26 protein-coding genes are annotated in these 22,612 nt (G+C 46.3%); 8 read left to right on the plus strand and 18 right to left on the minus strand.

From position 1 onward, the window contains the following. Positions 1 to 222: 222 nt before the first annotated feature. Positions 223 to 1,215: a DnaJ C-terminal domain-containing protein gene (locus ABXS75_17880; GenBank protein XCP84880.1), complete on the minus strand. Its 993-nt coding sequence runs from the start codon at positions 1,213 to 1,215 to the stop codon at positions 223 to 225. A gap of 111 nt (positions 1,216 to 1,326) precedes the next feature. Further along, entirely contained in the window at positions 1,327 to 1,779 is a 453-nt protein-coding gene (locus ABXS75_17885; GenBank protein ID XCP84881.1) for an Hsp20/alpha crystallin family protein, read from the minus strand. Positions 1,780 to 2,096: 317 nt separating this feature from the next. Between ABXS75_17885 and ABXS75_17890 the strand changes: the two genes are divergently transcribed. Next, positions 2,097 to 2,975, plus strand: a complete 879-nt coding sequence (locus tag ABXS75_17890) for a YitT family protein (GenBank protein ID XCP84882.1) — start codon at positions 2,097 to 2,099, stop codon at positions 2,973 to 2,975. Between the two features lie 114 nt (positions 2,976 to 3,089). Here ABXS75_17890 and ABXS75_17895 read toward each other — a convergent pair whose 3' ends face one another. The 8 genes from ABXS75_17895 to ahpC all read right to left on the minus strand — a co-directional run bounded on the left by ABXS75_17895 (position 3,090) and on the right by ahpC (position 11,199). Then, positions 3,090 to 3,458, minus strand: a complete 369-nt coding sequence (locus tag ABXS75_17895; GenBank protein XCP84883.1) for a DUF1667 domain-containing protein — start codon at positions 3,456 to 3,458, stop codon at positions 3,090 to 3,092. Between the two features lie 2 nt (positions 3,459 to 3,460). Next, positions 3,461 to 4,729 (minus strand): FAD-dependent oxidoreductase, encoded by a 1,269-nt coding sequence (locus ABXS75_17900; protein XCP84884.1) that lies wholly within the window; start codon positions 4,727 to 4,729, stop codon positions 3,461 to 3,463. A gap of 14 nt (positions 4,730 to 4,743) precedes the next feature. Beyond that, positions 4,744 to 6,180 carry an NAD(P)/FAD-dependent oxidoreductase gene (locus ABXS75_17905; protein ID XCP87191.1) on the minus strand — a complete coding sequence of 479 codons (1,437 nt, stop codon included), beginning with the start codon at positions 6,178 to 6,180 and terminating at the stop codon, positions 4,744 to 4,746. Positions 6,181 to 6,441: 261 nt separating this feature from the next. Then, complete coding sequence (locus ABXS75_17910; protein XCP84885.1) at positions 6,442 to 7,152, minus strand: MIP/aquaporin family protein; 711 nt, start codon at positions 7,150 to 7,152, stop codon at positions 6,442 to 6,444. Positions 7,153 to 7,243: 91 nt separating this feature from the next. Next, entirely contained in the window at positions 7,244 to 8,740 is a 1,497-nt protein-coding gene (gene glpK, locus ABXS75_17915) for a glycerol kinase GlpK (GenBank protein XCP84886.1), read from the minus strand. A 176-nt stretch (positions 8,741 to 8,916) separates the two neighbouring features. Then, a complete protein-coding gene (locus ABXS75_17920; GenBank protein XCP84887.1) occupies positions 8,917 to 9,507 on the minus strand; it encodes a TetR/AcrR family transcriptional regulator C-terminal domain-containing protein in 591 nt (196 codons plus the stop codon). A 429-nt stretch (positions 9,508 to 9,936) separates the two neighbouring features. Continuing rightward, positions 9,937 to 10,623, minus strand: a complete 687-nt coding sequence (locus ABXS75_17925; GenBank protein XCP84888.1) for a thioredoxin family protein — start codon at positions 10,621 to 10,623, stop codon at positions 9,937 to 9,939. Positions 10,624 to 10,635: 12 nt separating this feature from the next. Further along, entirely contained in the window at positions 10,636 to 11,199 is a 564-nt protein-coding gene (gene ahpC / locus ABXS75_17930) for an alkyl hydroperoxide reductase subunit C (protein XCP84889.1), read from the minus strand. Positions 11,200 to 11,619: 420 nt separating this feature from the next. Here ahpC and ABXS75_17935 point away from each other — a divergent pair, with 420 nt between their 5' ends. The 5 genes from ABXS75_17935 to ABXS75_17955 all read left to right on the plus strand — a co-directional run bounded on the left by ABXS75_17935 (position 11,620) and on the right by ABXS75_17955 (position 14,552). Next, positions 11,620 to 11,808 (plus strand): hypothetical protein, encoded by a 189-nt coding sequence (locus tag ABXS75_17935; GenBank protein ID XCP84890.1) that lies wholly within the window; start codon positions 11,620 to 11,622, stop codon positions 11,806 to 11,808. Between the two features lie 83 nt (positions 11,809 to 11,891). Further along, complete coding sequence (gene dhaK, locus ABXS75_17940) at positions 11,892 to 12,881, plus strand: dihydroxyacetone kinase subunit DhaK (protein ID XCP84891.1); 990 nt, start codon at positions 11,892 to 11,894, stop codon at positions 12,879 to 12,881. A gap of 162 nt (positions 12,882 to 13,043) precedes the next feature. Continuing rightward, positions 13,044 to 13,667 (plus strand): dihydroxyacetone kinase subunit DhaL, encoded by a 624-nt coding sequence (gene dhaL, locus ABXS75_17945; GenBank protein ID XCP87192.1) that lies wholly within the window; start codon positions 13,044 to 13,046, stop codon positions 13,665 to 13,667. A 171-nt stretch (positions 13,668 to 13,838) separates the two neighbouring features. Beyond that, the gene (gene dhaM, locus ABXS75_17950) at positions 13,839 to 14,219 is read left to right on the plus strand and encodes a dihydroxyacetone kinase phosphoryl donor subunit DhaM (protein XCP84892.1); all 381 of its coding nucleotides are present in this window, start codon (positions 13,839 to 13,841) and stop codon (positions 14,217 to 14,219) included. 54 nt (positions 14,220 to 14,273) lie between these two features. Next, positions 14,274 to 14,552 (plus strand): DUF3343 domain-containing protein, encoded by a 279-nt coding sequence (locus tag ABXS75_17955; protein XCP84893.1) that lies wholly within the window; start codon positions 14,274 to 14,276, stop codon positions 14,550 to 14,552. A 130-nt stretch (positions 14,553 to 14,682) separates the two neighbouring features. On the opposite strand, the gene ABXS75_17960 is transcribed toward ABXS75_17955, so the two are convergent. From ABXS75_17960 to saoT, 7 genes are read right to left on the minus strand one after another with little or no spacing between them, the layout of a single operon-like run. Then, positions 14,683 to 14,880, minus strand: coding sequence for a heavy metal-associated domain-containing protein (locus ABXS75_17960; GenBank protein ID XCP84894.1), 198 nt, complete (start codon positions 14,878 to 14,880; stop codon positions 14,683 to 14,685). 12 nt (positions 14,881 to 14,892) lie between these two features. Then, positions 14,893 to 15,225, minus strand: coding sequence for a DsrE-related protein SaoD (gene saoD, locus ABXS75_17965; protein XCP84895.1), 333 nt, complete (start codon positions 15,223 to 15,225; stop codon positions 14,893 to 14,895). A 27-nt stretch (positions 15,226 to 15,252) separates the two neighbouring features. After that, complete coding sequence (saoL, locus tag ABXS75_17970; GenBank protein ID XCP84896.1) at positions 15,253 to 15,873, minus strand: MerB-like organometallic lyase SaoL; 621 nt, start codon at positions 15,871 to 15,873, stop codon at positions 15,253 to 15,255. A 1-nt stretch (position 15,874) separates the two neighbouring features. Beyond that, a complete protein-coding gene (saoA, locus tag ABXS75_17975) occupies positions 15,875 to 16,711 on the minus strand; it encodes an ABC transporter ATP-binding protein SaoA (protein ID XCP84897.1) in 837 nt (278 codons plus the stop codon). 2 nt (positions 16,712 to 16,713) lie between these two features. Continuing rightward, positions 16,714 to 17,505, minus strand: coding sequence for an ABC transporter substrate-binding (seleno)protein SaoB (gene saoB / locus ABXS75_17980; GenBank protein XCP84898.1), 792 nt, complete (start codon positions 17,503 to 17,505; stop codon positions 16,714 to 16,716). Between the two features lie 4 nt (positions 17,506 to 17,509). Then, entirely contained in the window at positions 17,510 to 18,649 is a 1,140-nt protein-coding gene (saoE, locus tag ABXS75_17985; GenBank protein ID XCP84899.1) for an efflux transporter SaoE, read from the minus strand. Further along, positions 18,646 to 18,900 carry a thioredoxin-like (seleno)protein SaoT gene (gene saoT / locus ABXS75_17990; protein ID XCP84900.1) on the minus strand — a complete coding sequence of 85 codons (255 nt, stop codon included), beginning with the start codon at positions 18,898 to 18,900 and terminating at the stop codon, positions 18,646 to 18,648. The genes saoE and saoT overlap by 4 nt, the downstream gene beginning before the upstream one ends. 247 nt (positions 18,901 to 19,147) lie before the next feature. On the opposite strand from saoT, the gene saoP reads away from it, so the two are divergent. Continuing rightward, a complete protein-coding gene (gene saoP / locus ABXS75_17995; GenBank protein XCP84901.1) occupies positions 19,148 to 19,969 on the plus strand; it encodes an ABC transporter permease subunit SaoP in 822 nt (273 codons plus the stop codon). A 130-nt stretch (positions 19,970 to 20,099) separates the two neighbouring features. Here the strand turns inward: saoP and ABXS75_18000 are convergent, their stop codons facing one another. Beyond that, entirely contained in the window at positions 20,100 to 21,008 is a 909-nt protein-coding gene (locus ABXS75_18000) for a selenium metabolism-associated LysR family transcriptional regulator (GenBank protein XCP84902.1), read from the minus strand. A gap of 265 nt (positions 21,009 to 21,273) precedes the next feature. On the opposite strand from ABXS75_18000, the gene saoX reads away from it, so the two are divergent. Further along, positions 21,274 to 22,560 carry an ABC transporter substrate-binding subunit SaoX gene (gene saoX / locus ABXS75_18005; protein ID XCP84903.1) on the plus strand — a complete coding sequence of 429 codons (1,287 nt, stop codon included), beginning with the start codon at positions 21,274 to 21,276 and terminating at the stop codon, positions 22,558 to 22,560. The last annotated feature ends 52 nt before the right edge of the window (positions 22,561 to 22,612 follow it).

Consider the following 22,612-nt stretch of genomic DNA (forward strand, 5'->3'; position numbering starts at 1 on the left):
GACATAATCGAACATTTTTTTCCTCAATCCAGAAAAAATATTTCTTATTCTTTTAAGAATTATAAGGCTATCCTATGTTTGACAACACCAAACTAAGGTCCACTGGACCTTAGTTCAGGTATGCATGGCAACGAACAAGAAACGGGATACCCCGCCACGCTGCAAGGATATCCCGCTTCTTTTATCATTGTAATACTTTATGTTACGACAAATCCGACCTTATCACGCTGCCGCAAATTCTTTTAATTTTTGTTTAGCCTTTGTACTTAAATCTCTGGGAACCTGGATTTGAATCGTCACATACTGATCTCCCCGCACAGAGGAATCCTTCATCGATACAATTCCTTTCCCACGCAGCCGGATCTTACTTCCGGACTGTGTCCCCTCCCGGATCTTGCAGCTGACATTTCCATAAAGCGTCGGCACGATTACCTCACCGCCCAGCACGGCCGTAACAAAAGGAATACTGGCCGTCGTATAGACGTCCATGCCCTTCCGCTCATACCCTGTTTTTCCTTTTACCGTGACTTCCAGCAAAAGATCGCCCGCTTCCCCTCCATTAGGGCCCGGCTGTCCCTTCCCTTTCAGTCGAACCTTCTTCCCCGAGTCAATCCCGGCCGGTATGTGCACCTTAAGAGCCTGCCCGGCGCCCTTTCCGTCTTCAAACCGAATCACTTTATCACAGCCAAATGCCGCCTCGTCAAAGCTGACCTGTACCTTTGCGGTAATATCCTGCCCTTTCCTGCGCAGTGTTCCCCCTCCAAAGCCCTGTCTATGGAAGCCTTGCCCGCCAAACCCGGATCCGCCAAAATTTTCACTGCCAAAGTCCTGACCATAGAATCCGCTGCCATGATAGGTCCCATAACCAGAACTCCCCTGAAATCCATGTCCGAAGAAGTTTTCAAAAATATCCTTCATATCGCCGCCTTCAAAATGAAATTCCTGATAACCCGCATTGGGATTCCCTCGAAAACCAGATGGATCTGCTGCTCCTTCAAACGCACCATGGCCAAACTGATCGTACAACTTTCTCTTCTCCTTATCACTCAGAACATTATAGGCTTCCGTTACTTCTTTAAACTTTGTCTCTGCCTCAGGATTGCCAGCATTCATGTCCGGGTGATATTTTTTAGCCAGCTTCCGGTATGCTTTTTTGATTGCCCCTTCGTCTGCATTCCTGTCAATTCCCAATGTTTCATAATAATCTCTTTTCATTCTTCTCACCTTCTGCCCCCCGTTATAGGAGTTCTTCCTCATCACTCACAAACGTCTTCCATTATGCAAGAAAACGCCCCAGGATATCTCCCGGGGCGAAGGTCCTGCCTTTTATCCTTCGATGGTAATATATTTCTTCTCTTCCACCGCTTTTGCATCTTTCTTCGGAATACTCAGTCTCAGGATACCATCTTCAAACTTTGCATGAATCTCTTCTTCTGTTACATTCTCGCCGATATAAAAGCTCCTGCTCATAGAACCTGCATAACGCTCCTGGCGGATATATTTGCCTTTCTCGTTCTTCTCGTCCTTATCCAGACTCTTTGCTGCTGAAATCGTCAGATATCCATTGTCCAGGCGGAGCTTTAACTCCTCTTTCTTAAACCCCGGCAGATCCACATCCAGTTCATAGCTGCCTTCCTTCTCCCTGACATCCGTCTTCATCAGGTTCTTCTCATGTTTACCGTACAGTGGATTCTTCTGTCCAAAGAATTCTCTCTCAAACGGGAAATCCATCCACGCATTGTCAAACAAGTTCTCTCCAAAAATACTAGGCATCATCATAAGTCATATCTCCTTTCAAAAAGCACATCAATTTTGTTAACTTCGCACGATCGGAGAAATCCGAGGTGTTTCTTCAATTATTGTTTCCAGAACTTTGGGAGTTTATTTTTTCTCTTCCTTTGTTCTATCTGTAATATAACACTCATATTTTCGAATGTCAACAAGAATTTGAATTTTATTTGTGAAGATTCTGTGAAACCATTCTGCAAAACATTGTATGTGCTAGTTTTGCTTTCAGGGGGTGGATAAAGTTCTGAGAATCTTCTATAATAAGAAATAGCATTGCCGACGCAAAATATTTAAAGGGGAATTTTGATATGAGAGACAAGAAATGGTTTTTAGAATTGCAGAAAATCGTCACCATATTTGCAGGTTGTACGCTTTTAGCGGTGGCCTTCAACATGATTTACGCCCCGTGTGAGATCGTAACGGGAGGCGTCAGCGGTCTGGGCATTGTAATCAAAAGCATGACCCGGAATATTTACCCCGGTGGTATTCCGCTGTGGATCTCCACCCTGGCACTGAATGTCCCGATCTATCTTGCCGGACTTTTGCTTCGCGGTAAGAAATTTGTGATAAATACGCTTATGGGAACACTGCTTTTATCCCTGGCTCTGTACCTTGTCCCCACGATCGACATCGTTCAGGGTGACAAGATGCTCGCCTGCATTTTCGGCGCGGTCATTGGCGGAACCGGCGCCGCACTGGTTCTTATGACCATGTCCTCCACGGGAGGAACCGATATGCTCGGCGTCGCACTCTCCAAATTCTACCATGGGCGAAATGTCTCCGAGATCATCGGCCTTCTGGACGGAATCGTTGTTTTGGTCGGCGCAATGGTATTTGGACTTTACTCCACGATGTACGCGATCCTATCCGTATTTATCTATTCAAAAGTATGCGATCTGGTGCTGACCGGACAGCGCGATGGCAAAATGTTCTATATCATTTCCAAGGAAAATGAAGCGATCGCGCAGGAGATTCTGGAAATGGAACGCGGAGTAACGCGAATGAAGATTCAGGGCGTGTATACCGGGGAATCCTGCAGTATGCTGATGTGTGTGGTATACCGCAAAGAGATTGTACCAATCAAAAAAGTAATACGGAAGCATGACCCGAAAGCATTCGTGATCATCAGCGATGTGCGGGACGTGCGCGGGGAAGGATTTATCGAAGATATTCTGGATTCTCAATAAATAAGGACAGTAAAAAAAGGGCAGTTGCTGCATAGACGAGTATTCATCTATGTGGCAGCTGCTCCTTTATCTCCATTTTATGCCCTCGCTTTTGCGTCTGGGCATTTTCCCTGGCTATTTGCAGGTAATCTCCTTCGTTGCGATCACATCAACGCCCGTTCCTGCGATATCTGCCACGATCACGTCCCCGATATGCACCGGAGCTTTCACACAGACGCCCTTAAGTCCTTCCACGCACTCGAAAATCTTCCCTTTCGGGATATCGGACTTTGTCTTAACGGATACCATATCCAGGCTGCCGCCCTCCACCTTGACCGTAGAGGTCACGATTCTTGTCGGATTGGTCACTTCTTTTCTGGCGTAATCGTCTCCACGCTTGCAGGTATTTCCGGTCACGCCTACGATGCCGCCGTTCTCATCTGTTTCTACGACCACCGGGCAGCCCATCGGACAGCCGATACAGGTTAATTCTATTTTACTCATGGCTATTCCTCCTCAATCTTCACTGTGATACTGCCAAGTCCGGCATGCTCTTCAAGCTGCTTTTTCGTGAGTTTGATCTCTTCCATCTCTCCCGGAGCCACGACCGGACGTTTTCTGTGAAGAATACGCTCGTCGTCAAGATAAACGCCGATATAGCAGTTAGAGTAAACAGCGCCCACACGGAAACGAACCTTGAGGCTATCCTCCATATGGCTCACGCGAATCTTCTTCGGCACGGTATAGCGCACGCCGTCGGTCGCGATGATCGGGATTTCTTTCTCATCACTTTCACCGATCTCACCCTTGATATATCTCGCGGCATTCTTTCCTGCCGCCGCTGCCTCTTCGGATACGAAGTCGACCAGATCATGTACATGCAGAACGTTTCCGCAGGCAAATACGCCCGGGATATTGGTCTCCAGGCTTTCATTTACCACCGGTCCGTTGGTGACTGGAGACAATTCCACGCCTGCGTCCTTGGAAAGCTCATTTTCCGGAAGCAGACCTACGGACAAAAGCAATGTGTCACAGGAATAATACTCCTCTGTTCCCGGAATCGGTTTGCCTTTGTTATCTACCTCTGCCAGAGTGATTCCTTTCACGCGCTCTTTTCCATCAATATCTACTACGGTATGACTGAGCTTAAGCGGAATGCCAAAGTCATTTAAGCACTGTACGATATTTCTCTTAAGACCTCCGGAATACGGCATCAGCTCGGCAACTACCTTCACCTTAGCGCCTTCCAGCGTCATACGTCTTGCCATGATAAGACCGATATCACCGGAACCAAGAATAACTACCTCACGCCCCGGCATAAAGCCTTCCATATTTACCAGTCTCTGCGCCGTACCGGCGGAGTAGATACCTGCCGGACGGTAGCCCGGAATGTTCAGGGCTCCACGTGGTCTCTCACGGCAGCCCATGGCGAGGATCACAGACTTTGCCTGAATCTCGAACATTCCCTCTTCCCGGTTCATGGCGGTGACCACTTTTTCCTCGGAAATGTCCATGACCATCGTATGCAGCTTATACTCAATCCCCAATTCCTTTACCCTGTCGATAAAACGCTGCGCGTACTCGGGGCCTGTCAACTCCTCTTTAAATGTATGCAGACCGAATCCGTTGTGAATGCACTGATTAAGGATTCCGCCAAGTTCTTTATCACGTTCCAGGATAATCATATTTTCCACGCCGTTCTTCCTGGCCGCCTCTGCTGCCGCAAGTCCTGCCGGACCGCCGCCCACGATTACTAAATCATATGATTTTCTCATAGCCGCTCTCTCCTTTACTCCATCTCTTTATTCACGCCGACGATCAGTTCCGAACCCCTGCCGCACTTGGTAATCTCAGACATATCAAGGCCAAGCTCTCTTGCCAGGATTTCCATGGTTCTCGGTGAACAAAAGCCCGACTGACATCTTCCCATTCCTGCACGGGTACGTCTCTTCACTCCGTCCAGAGATTTTGCTCCGAGAGGCCTTCTGATCGCATCAATGATCTCGCCTTCCGTCACTTTCTCACAGCGGCAGATGATATTGCCATACGCCGGATTCTCCTTGATTAGTTCATTTCTTTCTTCGATCGACAAGGTCTTCGGATCGAGAATGCCCTTTCTGGTCGCCTTATAATCCTCTTTCTCAGTCGGTTTTAAGATACCTGTCACGATATCCTTCACCATCTCGCCGATGGCCGGAGAGCTTACAAGGCCCGGTGACTCGATTCCTGCACAATCCACGAAGCCCGGTGCTTCTTCCAGTTCTTTAATGATAAATTCATGTCCGTCCTCATGCGCGCGCAGACCTGCAAATGAGGTGATGACCTGGCGCATCGGAATATTCTTCACGGACTTTCCTGCCTGGGTGATGAGCTGATTGATACCAGCCTGCGTCGTTGCGGTAGCCTCCTTGTCCTCCTGGTCGATAGCCGTCGGTCCTACGATAATGTTTCCGTGAACGGTCGGAGATACCAATACACCTTTTCCAAGTGCGCTGGGAAGCTGGAAAATCGTTCTGGAAACCAGATTTCCTGCTGTCTTATCCAGCAGACAGTAGTCTCCTCTTCTCGGTGTAATATGAATTTTCTCATTTGCCATCATATTGTGGAACTTGTCGGCATATACGCCGGCTGCATTTACCACTACCTTCGCCTCGATCGGACCGTTCGTGGTGCTTAAGCGATAACCGCCCTCGATCTTTTCGATTCCTTCCACCTCGGTGTCAAACTTGAATTCTACTCCATTTTCACATGCATTTTCCGCATAGGCGATGTTCAGTATGAACGGGCAGATTACGCCTGCCGTCGGAGCCCAGAGTGCAGCGACCACATCATCAGCCAGGTTCGGCTCCATCTCATGGACCTCTTCCTCATTTAAAATCTTAAGTCCTTCTACACCGTTGGCAATTCCCTGGTCGTAAAGCACCTGTAGTTTACTTGCATCATCACCTTTGGTACAGACAACCAGGGAACCGCAGGGATTGAAAGGTACGTCCAGATCTTTTGCAATCTTCGGCATCATCTTGTTGCCCTGTACATTTAATTTTGCCATCAGCGTTCCCGGCTTTGCATCAAATCCGGCATGTGCGATGGCACTGTTCGCTTTTGAAGTTCCGCAGCATACGTCCTCCTCTTTCTCTACCACACAAATATTCAGATTATATCTGGACAATGCTCTTGCAGATGAAGAACCGGAAACGCCAGCTCCTATGATAACTACATCATACATCATACATTTCTCCTTTTTCTTATTTACTCTTCCCTTTTGGGAAGGAATTTATTTACCAAAACAAGGTCCACCGGACCTTCACTTAAGTATGCCTGGCAACTGGAAAAAGTCAGACAAATAGACCGTCATATGAATTTTTTTCCATATTACCATCTTTTCATCTGACTTTTCTCTACTCTCTAAGTCGTATGCGCCCCGGGGAGACTCCTCTCCCCGGAAACACATTCCCTATTCAATTTTCATTCTGTTTCAGGATATTTCCTACCACGGAATTGCATTGTATAACAGAGCTGCTACAATACCGCCAATGATAGGTCCAATGATCGGAACGATACCATATGCGAAATCGGAGTCGCCTTTTCCTTTGATCGGAAGTAATGCATGAGCAAGACGAGGACCAAAGTCACGGGCCGGGTTGATCGCATATCCGGTAAGTCCGCCGAGAGACATACCGATGGAAACGATGATACCGAATACAAAGAGTTTATCAACGCCTGTTGCGATTCCTTCTACATTGCCGATGCCAAGGATTGCAAATACAAGAACGAAGGTTCCAACTGCTTCACTTAAAATGTTAAGTCCCATGTTGCGGATAGACGGTGCGGTACAGAATACGCCACGTTTGGTCGCCGGATCGTCGGTCGCGTTGAACTGTCCCATGAACAGAAGATAAACGATACATGCGCCTACGAAAGCTCCTGCAACCTGAGCAACGATGTATCCAGGAACCATTGCCCACTCAAAGTTTCCGATACATGCAAGCGCGATGGTAAGTGCCGGGTTAAAGCTTGCGCCTGATGCTGCGCCGAAGATGAATGCCGGAACCAGAACTGCAAGACCCCATGCAATAGTGATCTGTACAGATCCGCCGCCCTTCATTCCTGATTTGTTAAGGTTTACGTTTGCAACAACGCCATCACCTAAAATGATAAGCATCATGGTTCCTAAAAATTCAGCTAAATATGGTAACATAGTTTTACCCTCCATTTCCTTCTTGCGGCTACTGTCCCCTTAAAGGACAGCAGCCTGAAAACTATTATGTCTCATGTAAGTCCTATCTAAATTAATCTTCTTTTGCCCAGCCGAAAGAGTATTTAACAGCCTTTGCCCAGCCTTTGGTTCTTGCTACTCTGTCTTCCTCGTCCATGGACGGATCGAAGATCTTGGAAATCTGCCAGTTCTTGATTACGTCTTCTTTGCTTGCCCAGTATCCAACTGCAAGACCTGCCAGGTAAGCAGCGCCCATAGCGGTCGTCTCTACGCAGACCGGACGGTTAACCGGTGTGCCGAGGATATCTGCCTGGAACTGCATTAAGAAGTTGTTCGCCGATGCTCCGCCGTCTACCTTAAGAGCAGAGAGCTTAATTCCGGAATCTTCTTCCATCGCCTTTAATACATCATAGGTCTGATATGCCAGGGATTCCAATGTTGCACGGATAATATGGTATTTATTAACACCACGGGTAATGCCTACGATGGTTCCTCTTGCATACTGATCCCAGTGTGGAGCGCCGAGTCCTGTAAATGCAGGAACCACATAACAGCCGTTGGTATCTTTTACCTTACTTGCCATGTACTCAGAATCCGGTGAGGTATCAACCAAACGGAGCTCATCTCTAAGCCACTGAACTGCCGCACCTGCTACGAAGATAGAACCTTCCAGTGCGTAGTTTACTTTTCCGTCAAGTCCCCATGCGATGGTAGTAAGAAGTCCATTCTTGGAGAATACCGGTGTCTCGCCTGTGTTCATCAGAAGGAACGCACCTGTTCCATATGTATTCTTAGCCTCTCCTGCTGTGAAACAGGTCTGTCCGAACAGAGCCGCCTGCTGGTCGCCTGCTGCGCCGCCGATCGGAATCTCGCCGCCGAACCATGACTCATCTGCCATACCATATACGCAGCTTGACGGTTTCGGCTCCGGAAGCATACATGCCGGAATATTCATCTCTTCAAGAATCTCTTCGTCCCATTTCAGTTCTGTAATATTGAACAGCATGGTTCTTGCCGCATTACTGTAATCTGTTACATGTACTTTACCTTTGGTCAGCTTCCAGATCAGCCAGGTCTCTACTGTACCAAATAATAATTCGCCTTTTTCTGCTCTCTCTCTAACGCCCGGAACATTGTCCAGAATCCATTTTACTTTCGTTCCTGAGAAGTAAGCGTCAATGATAAGTCCTGTTTTGTCTCTGAATTTATCCTGAAGGCCCTTCTCTTTCAGGCTGTCACAATACTCTGAAGTACGACGGCACTGCCATACGATCGCATGATATACCGGCTCTCCAGTCGCCTTGTCCCAAACGATCGTTGTCTCACGCTGGTTCGTAATACCGATTGCTGCAATGTCCTCTGCCGTTGCCCCGATCTTTGACATTGCCTCAACGGCAACTCCAAGCTGTGTGGACCAGATCTCGTTAGCGTCATGCTCTACCCAGCCCGGTTTCGGGAAGTACTGTGTGAACTCTTTCTGTGCCACACTGCACATCTCACCTTTCTCGTTGAAAAGAATACAACGGTTACTTGTCGTTCCAGCATCCAGCGCCATTACATATTTTGCCATAGTCCATCTCTCCTTTGCTTGATTTATTTTAACAATCCCGTTCCGTACCGGATTGCCAATCACTACTGTTAGTTTACCATGTTTCGACATCAAAGTCTTTAGACACTTTAAAACTTTTGTATAATTTTACTGTTTTTCTTCATTTTATCGTTGTTTTTTCGTTATATTGTTGATTTTCAGGCATATTTTCCCGCAATTATTTTCATAGACTTCTTTTCTTTCTCCGTAGCATAATATCCGTTCCACATATACTCCATCAGAAAGATCATGTGCTGCGCCATTATTTCTTTTGTCCCCGAATGGTATCCGCAGATCCACTTCTGCAAATAATTCGCGCAGGACGAAGCCAGAAAATCTCTCAGGAAGTCGCGTTCCTCCTCCTTTCCCCATTTTGAGTCCGTTGGATTTCTCCGGAAAAATTCACGGCGTATCTCCTTTTTAAATTCCTCTTTAAGTAGCTGTTCCAGAAGCCGCTCGTCAAATTCCAGATAAATCTTCCGGTAGAATTTACGATTGTCCTGCATATGGTCAATCAGCGCCAGTATCCACGCTTTCATCGTGGCAGGTTCAGGTTCCTCCCTGAACAATTCATATGCGCAGGTCCACTCCAATAATTCATAAATATCATGAAAATGATAATAAAATGCCTGACGGGTCATATGACTTTTCTCCACAATGTCATTCACCGTGATCTTTCTGAGAGACTTTTCCTCCATCAACTCCTGAACTACCTGTGCAAATTTTAACTTTGTCTTGTTACCCGCCATTGTTCTACCCCTTTCCTTGTTAAAAATCCAACATCTGTTCGCTTCCACTTTGTTCTCAAGGTTTTGTTCGACATGAGCTCTATTCTCATCACTCATCTTTTTGTGCTCTCTCTGTCACAAAATGGTGCAAATGATAAAATAGAATGTGCGCTCGCACATTCTTCGCGCACGAGCGGGCTGCCAAGCAGTAATTTCCTTCCCGCAAGTTGTGCATTATCGCACGAAGTGCGTTTTATTTCACAGGGACATGCCACACACTTTCCTATGAAATAAAAAAAGACAGGCAAATAAAAGCAATCTCTTGCAATCATTCCCTGTTCTCCGATCTCATGGGTAGCCTTCTTCAATTCATGTAGTTATTATAACACAACCCGTCATTATGTTCAATGGCGGGTCGCAGAGTTTTTCATTTTTCGTCAATTTCAACAGTTATGAGAACCATTTTTTCTTTTCACTGCCCTTATCACATACAATTTCCACAATAGTTTCCACCGTTTTGACTCCCATAATCCGCTCTTCCTCGTTCACGATCGTCACCGGAACACGTTCCAGTTTATACTTCTCCTGCATCTGGGGATAAAGTGACGCATCGACCATATCTGCCGAGATATAGGGCGACAGCATGCACAGTCTCTGACAGGTGATGACCATCTTAGGACAATGATGGCACGCCAGGGACACAAAGGTGCGAAGATGTACCGGTTTCGTCACCTTTTCCAGTTTCTTTAACAGCCGTTTCTCTATGGGCTGTCCTGCGCTTCCTGCATTGTAAATGGCAAAAATCAGTGAATTCAGCTCCTGTCCGCCCGGCACGCCGTAGAATGCCGCTCCGGTGTATTCGCCATTTTCCAGGAACAGGCCACATACCGGACGCATCTGCGGATCAAAAAGCTCCTCCAGCTCTTTCTTACTGCCAGGCTCATAAAGTTCCGCCTTCACCAGTGGGTGCAGACTTCCCAGCACCAGCAGAAGCTCTCCCAGTTCTCTTCCCTTTTCATCAGTGGCGTCTACGATCCCTGTCAGGACCACCTTCTTCTCCAGCTTCTCGAACACGCCAAGGATCTGCCCTTTTAGTTCTTCTGTGATCAGACGGCTTTCTGCCTTGATTCCTTCCATCGCTGCTTCCTCCTACAACATTCCCACCAGATCGAGACTTGGCATCAGGGTTTCCTCTCCCGGTTTCCATTTAGCCGGGCACACCTCATCGCCATGCTCCGCCACGAACTGCGCCGCCTGCAGTTTTCTCAGCAGCTCCGATGCATTTCTTCCGATTCCGTTGTCATGGACCTCATAAGCCTTGACCCTGCCTTCGGGGTTAATGATAAAGGTTCCTCGATACGCCTGTCCTTCCTCCGGAATGTATACGTCCATCATTTTTGCCAGCTTCGCCGTCGGGTCCGCCAGCATCGGATATTCGACGCGGGCGATGGTCTCCGAGGCGTCTGCCCACGCCTTGTGTACAAAATGGGTGTCGCAGGATACGGAGTAAATCTCGCAGCCCGCTTCCTTGAATTCTTCGTAATAGTCCTCAAGGTCACTCAGCTCCGTGGGGCATACAAAAGTGAAATCTGCAGGATAGAAGAACAAAATGGACCAGTGGCCCAGAAGATCCTCCTTCGTAATCCTGCAAAAATCTTTTTTGTAATAAGCCTGTACGCTGAAATCTTCCAATTCAAAATTAATAAAGCTCATAGGTATATCTCCTTTCTGCTTGTCATAAAATCTACTATAGTTTTGCGGGCCTCAAAGTCATAGGGGTTTTTGGCCGCTTCCATGATACCACGGATTGCTCCGCACTTCGTGCTCCCGCAATCCTAAAAACATTCGAAATCCGCCCTATCGGGCTACTTTCTCATGTTTTTGCGGGCCTCAAAGTCATAGGTTTTCATGCAAGCATGAAACCTATGACCTTTAGGCCCTTGGTATCATTATATTTAAAATATTCCTTCAATTCAATAGATATTTCGGCTAAATAGTAAAATTTTATTTAGATTTGTAATATAATAAATTTTTATGGAAAAATTTTGACAGTTTGCCAGTTATGCACATTGCTATTCCACAAAAAACTCACTATAATAATTATATATAATGGGATAAAGGAGGAGATTGCCCATGAGCGAAAAGAAATTAGATATCACGAATTTGAACGGTGTCAGCGACGATGAGGACACCACTTGCGGCATCACTGATATGAATTGTGTTGGCGACAAGGAAGACGAGAGCTGCAGTATTACGGATATGAACTGTGTGGACGGCAAGGACACCACCTGTGACATTACGAATATGAACTGCAACGATTAACAGACGTTTGGAAAAGGACGGCTATCCAGGCGGGGAACCGTCTTTTTCTGATGAAATTTCATAAGTAAGGAGAGTGATTCAAGATGAAAAAAATCATTAACGCAGTGGATCAGGTAGAAAACCAGATGATAGCAGGTATGGTAAAAGCGTATCCACAGTATCTGAAAAAGCTGGATTGCGGAAATGTCGTTGTCCGCGCAGACAAAAAGGAAGGCAAGGTCGCTTTGATCAGTGGTGGCGGAAGCGGTCATGAACCGGCACACGGGGGATATGTGGGCGAAGGTATGCTGGACGCTGCGGTTGCAGGCGCTGTATTTACCTCTCCGACACCGGATCAGGTCTACGAAGGAATCAAGGCAATTGCTACAGATAAAGGTGTACTTCTCGTAATCAAGAACTATACCGGTGATGTTATGAACTTTGAGATGGCCCGCGAGATGGCTGAGATGGAAGGAATCAAGGTCGATCAGGTAATCGTAAATGATGATGTTGCCGTAGACGGAAGTCTTTATACTGTTGGACGCCGCGGCGTTGCCGGTACGGTATTTGTACATAAAATCGCAGGCGCTCTGGCAGAGACCGGCGCTGAGCTTGAAGATGTAAAGGCTGTTGCCGAGAAGGTGATTGCAAATGTGCGCACCATGGGCATGGCGATCCGTCCATGTACGGTTCCCGCAGCAGGGGTACCGGGATTTGAACTGGGCGAGGACGAGATGGAGGTCGGCATCGGGATCCATGGCGAACCGGGCACCCACCGCGAGGCCTTAAAGAGTGCGGACGCAATCGTTGATATGCTGATGGAGAAGATTCTTGCAGATATCGACTACAGCGGAAGCGAGGTCGCTGTCATGATCAACAGCTCCGGCGCAACTCCTCTGATGGAACTGTTCATCGTAAATAATCATGTGGCTGACATTCTGGCAGAAAAAGGCATCAAGGTTTATAAGACCTTCTGCGGAGAATACATGACTTCTCTGGAAATGGAAGGCTTCTCCATTTCTCTGCTGAAACTGGACGACCAACTGAAAGAGCTTTTGGACGCAAAGGCTGATACTCCTGCATTCAAGGCGTAATACATAAAGCAAATTAAAAATGGCAGTGTAGCCGAGATGAAGGTCCACCGGACCTTCACTTAGGTATGCATGACAAAATATTCGCCGGCCCCAGGCTAAGTGCCGGGCCGGCGTTTTTAAAATCTGATCTAAAGTAAGTATATACTCGAAAGGAGATACAACATAATGGACAGTAAAAAAGTATTGGATACCATTTTGGCAATCGGCAAACGGATTGAAGAGGAGAAAGATTTCCTCACTGAGCTAGACAATGTAATCGGAGACGGAGACCACGGAATCAATATGGCCCGCGGGTTCCACATGGTAGCCGAGAAACTTGCGCCGCTTGAAGGAAAAGATATCGGTACTTTGCTGAAAACAACAGGAATGACCCTGGTTTCCACCGTCGGCGGCGCTTCCGGTCCCTTATACGGGACCGCATTTATGAAAGCCGGCATGGTCATGGCCGGTAAAGAAGAAATGTCTCTTACTGATTTCTTTGCATGTATGGACGCAGCGATAGAAGGCGTGAAGATGCGCGGCAAAGGAGATAAAGGCGAAAAGACGATGCTCGACGCCATGATTCCTGCACTTGACGCCATGAAATCCTCTGCGGACGGTGGCGCGGGTGCTAAAGAGGTACTTAAAGCCGGAGTCCAGTCTGCAAAAGAAGGGGTGGAGTATACCAAGACGATCATCGCCACCAAAGGACGGGCAAGCTATGTTGGCGAGAGAAGTATCGGTCATCAGGACCCGGGCGCTACTTCCTTTACGGATATGCTGGAAGTAATCTGCCAGGCATTGTAATCCCAGATACTACCCTACAATTCAAATACCGCGCAGCAAGCTACGGGGTATTTGACCCTCACGGCGGTCGCCAAACCTCCGTGCAAGCATGGCTGCTTGGCTCATTGCTCACGGGAATAAAAGGGAATAACATTTTTCGGTATATTTCAAGCAAGAACAGGAGGATCACATATGGTAGGAATCGTAATCGTATCCCACAGTGCTATGCTGGCGCAGGGAGTTGTGGATCTGACCCGCATGATGGCAGCCGACTGCCCCATCGCAGCGGCCGGTGGATTAGATGACGGAAGCTTTGGAACAAGCTATGAAAAAATCATGAATGCGATCGAGGATGTGCACGGCCCTGACGGCGTTGCGGTTCTCATGGACATGGGAAGCGCCGTAATGACCACGGAAATGGTTTTGGAGGACCTTCCGTATACAGATGTCAAGATGGTAGACTGCCCCATCGCAGAGGGAGCGGTGGCTGCTACCATTGCCTCGGTAGGCAGACTTGATCTGGATTCCGTGATTGCAGATGCCTTGGCAGCGAAGGATATGCAAAAATTTTAGACTTTTCCCTCATATAAAATTATGCTAAACTATTCTTGAAAGGAAGCGATCATCATGGCCTTACCTCAAGAATATTACATCTTAGCATTTGATACTACTACCAGTGTTATGGAAGCCGAGGCTTATTTAAAAAATCATTTTCCCATCACGATCATGCCGGTTCCCCGCGAGATCAGCAAGGGCTGCGGTCTGGCTATCCGTTTTCAAAAGCCTGACGTGGAGACGATTATTGATTTTTTAAAAACCTCTCCCCTTACCTGCACTCTGTATCGTATGGGAACCAAAAAAATCGATGGAAAACACCCCATCGAATCTCTACTTTCTATTGGATAAAAGGCCTGACTGCTATGATACAGTCAGACCTTTTCTTCATAGATATATCCGCGCAAAACTCAGACGGCCGCTTTGACACTTCACATCTTACTGCTACAGTTACTTACGACCATCTCAGTCTAATAAGACACTACGCAATTCTCTCCGCTTCAAATCCCATCTCTTTCAGGATATCCATCGCAACTTCCATGCAGTGATCGCAGTCGCAAACGGACACCTTCTTGCCTTCAAAATCCACCTCGTGATTGATTCCGGCCTCTTCCAGCGCTGCGTCAATTTTCTTCGCACAATTCGGGCAGCAAAGTCCCGGCACACTAAGAACTCTCATTTCAAATTCCTCCTACAGCGTAATGACCTGGTCTACTCCTGCCGGTGCCAGTGCCGCATAAACATTCGGGAAGCAGCCGATTCCTGCCGGTGCGATCAGTTTATCAGCGATATCTCTCTGGTAGCAGCATCTGTCGCATGCCATCAGAAGCATTCCGGTCTTCTCACTCAGCTTCTGAAGCCTTGCAGCGATATCACTTCCTTCTACCAGCATATAAGCATTGTCAAAGAAAAACATCATTCCTACTACCTCTACGCCGTGGCGATCTTCCTCGAGCTGCGGAATGATCATGTTTTCAAGAATCTCTCTTGCATACTGTGATTCAAATAAATAAGCTACTTTCATGGTTAAAAACCTCCTCAATAAAATTCTTTATACTTCAAATGTCGCTTTCGCCTCTCTTACCGCGACATCGATATCTGCCTTGATAAGACCGGCCGGATCAAGCTCCATTTCAGTAACATATTGATCAAATTCTGCACCGCTGCAGAAAAAGTTCATGACGTTTCAGCAGGAACCTGCCCAGTCAGAAATCTGTCCCAACGGGAATGTCAGCGCGTGAAGCGTCTTTGGTGAATACTCCGCCACCTTCCCATCTACTATTTTTACAAAGACTGGCTCGCCCGACACCGCAGACATGGAATGGACCTCCGTATCCTGGTGGAAAGTAAAGGCCGCTCCGATCGCATCAATCGCGCACATAGCGGTAAAGCTCCTTCCGTCGGCCAGCGTCACATGATGATTCGTTGCCAGAGCCGATACCGGATAGATAAAATTCACGTCCCGGTCCTCACTGATCACCATTCCATCCTTTGCAAGCAGTACGCTCACAATCTCCTCATATTCCTGTTCGGACATGGAAAGCGCCTCCAGTACCTTTTCCTTATCCTGATCCAGATTGAACGCTCTCTTCTCATTCACTGTAAATTCGATGATAAACAGCCGCACTTCATTCTGCCTGTCCGTAAATTTCTTATGTACATTCTGTTCCATTTTAAACTGCCTCTTTTTCTTTTTCTTCCTGTCCCTGAATGAATTCCATCAGGTCCTTATCCTCCTGTGTAAACACACCGCCGCTCAGCGCCGCCTTCAAAATCGTCGTCAGGCGGTCTACATACTCATGATACTTCGGATTTGTACGATCCCTTGGTCTTGGCAAATCTATCTTCAAATCCTCAATAATTTTTCCGTGATCCCTGGACATCACCACAACACGGTCGCTCAAATAGATAGACTCGTCCACATCATGCGTGACCATGAGCGCCGTCGTCGTCTTCTGCTGCAGAATGCTTTCAAGCTGCATCTGCAGCATCTGTCTCATCTGAAAATCCACCGCACCTAGCGGCTCGTCCATCAAAAGGACCTGAGGATCACAGGCAATCGCACGAAGCAGTGCGACCCTCTGCTTCATACCACCGGATATCTCATGAATATAGTAATGCTCATAATCCGTAAGCTGGGCAATCTCCAGGAGTTCTTTTAATTTCTGTTTTCGCTCAGACTTGGGCAGCTTCATCTTCTTCATCGGATACTCAATGTTCTCTCCTACCTTCAGCCATGGAAACAGCGCATAGTTCTGAAACATGAACGAACGATCCGGTCCGGGCTTATGTACTTCCTTCCCATTCACCACGATTTTTCCTGCCTCCGGCTTCTGGAACCCGGCCACGATGGTGAGTGTGGTAGTCTTTCCGCAGCCTGACGGACCAAGAAGAGAGACGAACTCCCCTTCCTCAACCTTGAAGGAAACATCCCTCAAGACCACGTTCTCCGGATCTCCTTTTTTTCTTCCTTTAAATGTTTTTGTAATACCTTCTACCGATATCGACATCTCTAATTCCTCACTTCTTCTAATGGTAAAAAATTAATATTTTTATCGGAAAGCCATTCCTCTTCCACTCCCAGTTTTTCTGCAAGATATACAGGCTCATTCAACTTCCTGATTGCTTCATTATAGCTTTTTATAAAGTCAGAAAATGCTTCCGTCTGCACAAATTCCTTATCCACCACCAGGACATAGGAAATGTAATCCTCCTTTGCAAGCGGGTTGCAGGAATACTCCGGCACCTTCGCCGCTTTTGTCAAATCCTGAATGGCAGCATCGACCTGTCCGTTCTCCAGCGAATACAGAATCCCTTTCTGCGTGATCTCCTGAAATTTTTCAATCTGAGGGTATGTCTCCTTTGCCTGTGTCTTCTGCGCCTGTCGTCCCTGGCTTATCCCTACATTCTTCACATTGCCCCAGTCCCCTTTATAGCAGATGACTTCTGCATTCATGATAACCGGGCCATAGATCATAACATTCTCATTCTCTTCAATCGTATGTAAGGCAATGTGGCTGCAATAGAAAGCCACATTGATTTCTTCCGCACTCAGTGCCCACTGAGCAATATTACTTCAGCAATCCTGAAAAGACGAACTTTCCAAATTCTCAGAAACCTTATACTTTTCGCTTAAACCTTCCACAGTCTCATCCATCAGGATTCCTGATATGTCATCTCCGGCGCCGATCCGCACCTCCGCCTCTGCATTTCTTGGCTTTTCCTGCGGGAAAAATACGGTTACAGATAATCCTACAAGAATGATACCTGCAATAAATATTGCAATCTTTTTGTCATTTCCCATCTGTTTATGCCGTTTTCAGCTTTGTTTTTAAATATTTATACAGCGAATATACCGCATATCCGACAAGAATACTGCTGCAGATCCACTCACCCCACTCTGGTATCGTAATCATCAGCTTATTGGCGTGTGCAATGGTATTGGATGTTCTGTCGAAATCCAGCACCGGCGAAAACCCCGGCATCAGCAGCTGATTCGTAATCCACCCCACAAAATTGGAAATAGCAACGACCATCGTAAAGTACATGATCATGGCTCTTTTTCCAATCGTTTTGGTAATCGTCAGAAGTTCCGGGATATTGGTTCCCGCTCCTGCCATCAAAAACGTGATCGCTACGCCCGGAGCCGCTCCGCTTGCCACCAGAGCAGCGATAAACGGAATATGGCCCACTGCACATACGTACATCAGTCCGGCCACCACCGTAATGCCAAGAAGAGAGATCATGCCCGGATTGCCCAGATAATCCTGTACAAACGATTGCGGCACTACTGTAAACAGGAATCCGGCGATTAGCATGCCCGATACGGTATATTTACTGATCGTCACACTCAGCTCCGTCAGCGACCAACGAAGCCCACTCTTTACCTTCTCCCAGAAGGTCGGCTCCTCAAATTCAAGCTGAATCATAGTCGGCCCTTCCTCTTCGTCCATCTCCAGGGAAATCGGCTCTTCCTCTTCTTTTTTATGTATTTTATTGATTCCGATATGCAGTTCATCTCCGGCAAAATGATTAGCCACCACACCAATAATCATAGGAGCAACAAACCCGGTAATAATGTAAATAATCGTAATCTCTTTTCCCAAAAGCCCCCACGCCAGAATCACTGCCAGCGGATTGATCATAGGGGTACTGGTCATAAATGCCAGTGTCGGCCCCAGATACGCTCCGCTATAATACATACTGATTCCCAGCGGAATCGTGCCGCAGCTGCAAATCGGAATAAACATTCCTGATACGGTCGTCCAGAATACTCCACTGATTCTTTTAGAACCGATTGCCGTCTTCTGAATCTTCTCCGGCTTTAAAAATTCATGCAGCAAGCCGGCCACGACAAAGCTGAATATCAGCCATGGCGATGAGCTGTTCAGCATGGACCATGCAGACACGATAATGCTGTATATAAACTCCCATAAATCTGTTATCATATTTTAAGTGCCTCCTCAAATGCCTTTCTTACTGCCGGCTTCGTGAGTTTCGTCACTGCTTTCTTCTCATTGATCACCAACATACTCTTCGTTACCGCGCCATATTTTTTGATATAATCAAAATCCTGCCCCGCACGATAAATCCTGACATTTACTCTTCCCTCATACTCTTTTTCCAGGACTTGAACCAAGTCACCAAACACCTCGCATCATGCGCATGCGCTGATATATTCAATACACGGTTTCTCCACCGCTCACACCTCCATTATCACAAAATCATCTTATAGCACTTGGCGGCCGCATCGCATACTATGCCCGCAATCCAAATGCCACTCTATTATATCCTTAATTTTCCTAAGTTACTTTATTTATCAAAAAATGTAATATTCTGTCATCCCTTTATTCCTTTGTTCGATATTTCTATTCTAATTATTAAAATTTTGTTATTATTTGGCTGTATATAATTATAAGTGAGAGATTCTCAGGGGAGGTGAACTATTGGGAGAGAATAAACAAGTTGACCGTATGATACACGCCACCAAGACAAAGGACAGACAGAACTGGCGTAAGATGGGCGGCAAGAATTATAATGTCGGAGCGATGATTTCCATCGTCATCATCTGTGTGGTATGGTATTTTGCCGCGCACGCGGTGGGTTCCCCCTTCCTGTTCCCATATTTGGAAGACGTGGCTTACCAGATTTACTATTCACTGACAGATATGTATGTGCTGGAGAATCTTGCCATCACCATGCGACGTGTCATAACCGGTTCCTTCTATGCATTTATTATCGGCTTTCCACTTGGAATGATCATGGGATATTCGCCGAAGTTTCTTCAGACGATGTCACCCTTTATCAACTCACTCCGCCAGGTTCCGATCATGGCATGGGTGCCGCTTACGATCGTATGGTTCGGTATCGGAGATGGGCCTACCATTTTCCTGATTGCATTCAGTGGAATATTTACCATTATTTTGAACACGGTCGCCGGCGTGCAGGATATCAGCAAAGACTTTTATAATGCCGCAAGGTCCATGGGAGCAAGTACCTTAAGTCTTATTAAAGACATCGTAATTCCCGGTTCTCTTCCCGGCGTACTTACCGGGGTGCGTCTGGCGATCGGACTTGGCTGGATGTCCGTTATATGAGCGGAATTCATTGCGACAAGTGCCGGGTTCGGTTACATAATGGTGGAAGCACAGGGAAGACTGGAGACCGAGAAGGTCATTGCCTACATGGTAATTGCAGGTCTCATCGGATACCTGATCGATGCCATCTTAGTCCTTTGCGAAAGATTACTGCTTAGATGGAAAGAATAATACGGACGGAATTACGGCATGGCCACCAGGTTGCTGCCGTCTGAAAAAACAGGAGCTTTTCTATATGATTAGTCATTTTTTAGTCATATAGAAAAGCTCCTGTTTTTAATTGCCGGGTATATAATAGAAACTATTTGTATTTTTCCGTACAAAAATCCCGAAGCGCCTGTACCGTATCTGCTGCCGCCTCGCTTAGCTTTCTGTCCTTATGATACATCAGATAGAACTGGCGTCTGGAACTGACGTTTTTAAAGGAAAAGCCCAGGACCTTCTGTCTGTCCAGCGCCTCCTTTGCCGCCATCTTACTGATGAACGCAATTCCGCTCCCCGCTTCGACCGCTTTGCGTACCGGCTCGGAAGTCTCGAACTGCGCCGCCACATGCAGAGCAGAAATATCCAGTTTCAACTCTCTTTCTACATTCTCGTATGCCTTCTTGGTCCCGCTTCCCAATTCCCGGGTAATGAACCATTCTCTCTTTAAACGTTCCACCGGAAATGAACCTTGCAGGTTTCTGTATTTTGCGGTATTCGGCGTGATCAGAATGATCTCATCCTCAAACAAGATCTCAGAATGAATCTTCTCACTTCCACTGGAAAGCCCCCCAATCCCGATCTCCACATCATAGTTCAGAATCTTCTGCAGGACAGATCCGCTATCTCTCTCCACAATCCGAAATATCACATCTGCATTCCTTGCTTTCATATAAGGAAGAAACTGCGGAAACATATAACCGCCCGGAACAGAAGACAAAGCCACAAGAACTGTTCTTTCTGCCTCATTTCCGCTATTACTAAGCTTTTCCAATGCCTTATTTTCCGTCTCCAATAGCTGCAATGCATATGGGTAGAACACCCGCCCCTCCTCCGAAAGGATCACATCCTTCGTGGACCGCACCAAAAGCTGCACTCCAAGCTCTGCTTCCAACTGTTTGATGTGGGTACTGATCGTAGGCTGCGACAAATACAGATATTTCGCCGCCAGTGAAAAACTTTTATAATTAACTACTCCAATAAAACTTCTTACGTACTCTAATCTCATATACTTTTTCTCAACTATCCTTTTATTGCATCTGTAACACATTTCTTACTCTGCATTTCATACAAGCCACAACATGATTCTCTGATTTTATTATAATTTGTTAATAATTTTAAGTCTAATCGAAAAATATGATATCTCTCTTGCTTTTATTTAAATTAGTAATATATTTTATTGACTCTTTTTATTTGCACGTGTATCTGCTATTATAATTTTACAAATATTAACAAATATTAATTTTTACTTTTTCAAACAAAGGAGGACAATTATGAAAAAGAGATTAATTGCCGTGGCTCTGGTTGGTGCCCTGCTATGCTCTCTTCTTACTGCTTGTCATAACAGTAAAGAAAATGCTCATACGGTAGATGTGGAAGCTACTGATTTCGACCCGAAAGAAGCCGTGGCCGACTACGAATTCGGTGAACTAAGTGATGCGGAAAAGAATCATGTAATCGAAATGGGCTATTACAACTGTGACCACATGTGCTGTTCCATTATCGGAGAGAAATCAGGTATCTATGAGGCTCTCGGTCTTAATGTAAACCTCACCAAATCCGGTGAGACTGTAAACGCTCTGATCAGTGGCGCCATGGACGTTGGATATATCTTCTTCAGCAAGAACCTGATGGCAGATACTTCCCCGGTATTCCAGGCAGCCGCTAACCACCTGGGTGGTTCCCGTTATCTTGTAGTAAGTAATGATATTGATATTAATGATCCCAAATCCATCGAGGGAAAGACAATTGCCATGACCGCAGAACCAGAAATCAATCCAGAGTGGAGAAAGTGGTCTGAAGAATACGGTTTTTCTTACAATGCCGCTGACTACAACATCGTTACCATGGGACAAAAGGATGCTATGTTTGCATTAAAAGCAGGACAGATCGATGCTTTTACCTGTTGCGACCCTTATGCATCTCAGGCTGAATTTGAAGGATTTGGAAAGATTATGTGTATCAGTTGGGGCGCAAACCTGGACGAAGGCGAGCTTCTTACGGAGGAAAATGCAGGAACCTGTTGTAGTTATGCTATGTCCGTTGCATTCAGAGAACAGTATCCGGAACTTGCAAAACGTCTAATCTACGCACACATGCTCTCTGTGAAATACTTATACGAGCATCCGTACAATGCAGCTATGATGTTTGCTGACGGATTCGAGGTTGATCCATATGTAGGTCTTCGTACCGTATATATGAAGACGGTTGCGGAGGGTCGTACCATTACCTGGCAGTGGTCTGAGCAGACCATGCAAAATGATGAAGATTTTTCAACCCAGTGGACAAACCCCTCTGTACCAGAAGAAGATATTATTTATGTGGCAGATTCTAAGAAATCTCTGGAGCTTTCCAATGAGATTTTCAAGGAAGCGGGTATTCCTGATTTTAACGAATTTATCAAAGAGTCTGTAGATGACACTTTCCCGCTTGGCATGACTTTCGAGGATTGGTATAATACTGCCAAGACAATCGATAGTATCTCTGACGAAGATGCCATTGATATCACCAAAACGGCTACACCATATTTGAATGAAAATCTGGAAGAGAAAGACAAATAGGCTATTTTCAAAGAAGACCTGCGGTACCTGGTATCCCGCAGGTCTTCTAAAT

The sequence above is a fragment of the Roseburia hominis genome (assembly GCA_040702975.1).
In the GTDB taxonomy this organism is placed as follows: Bacteria; Bacillota; Clostridia; order Lachnospirales; family Lachnospiraceae; genus Allocoprococcus; species Allocoprococcus hominis_A.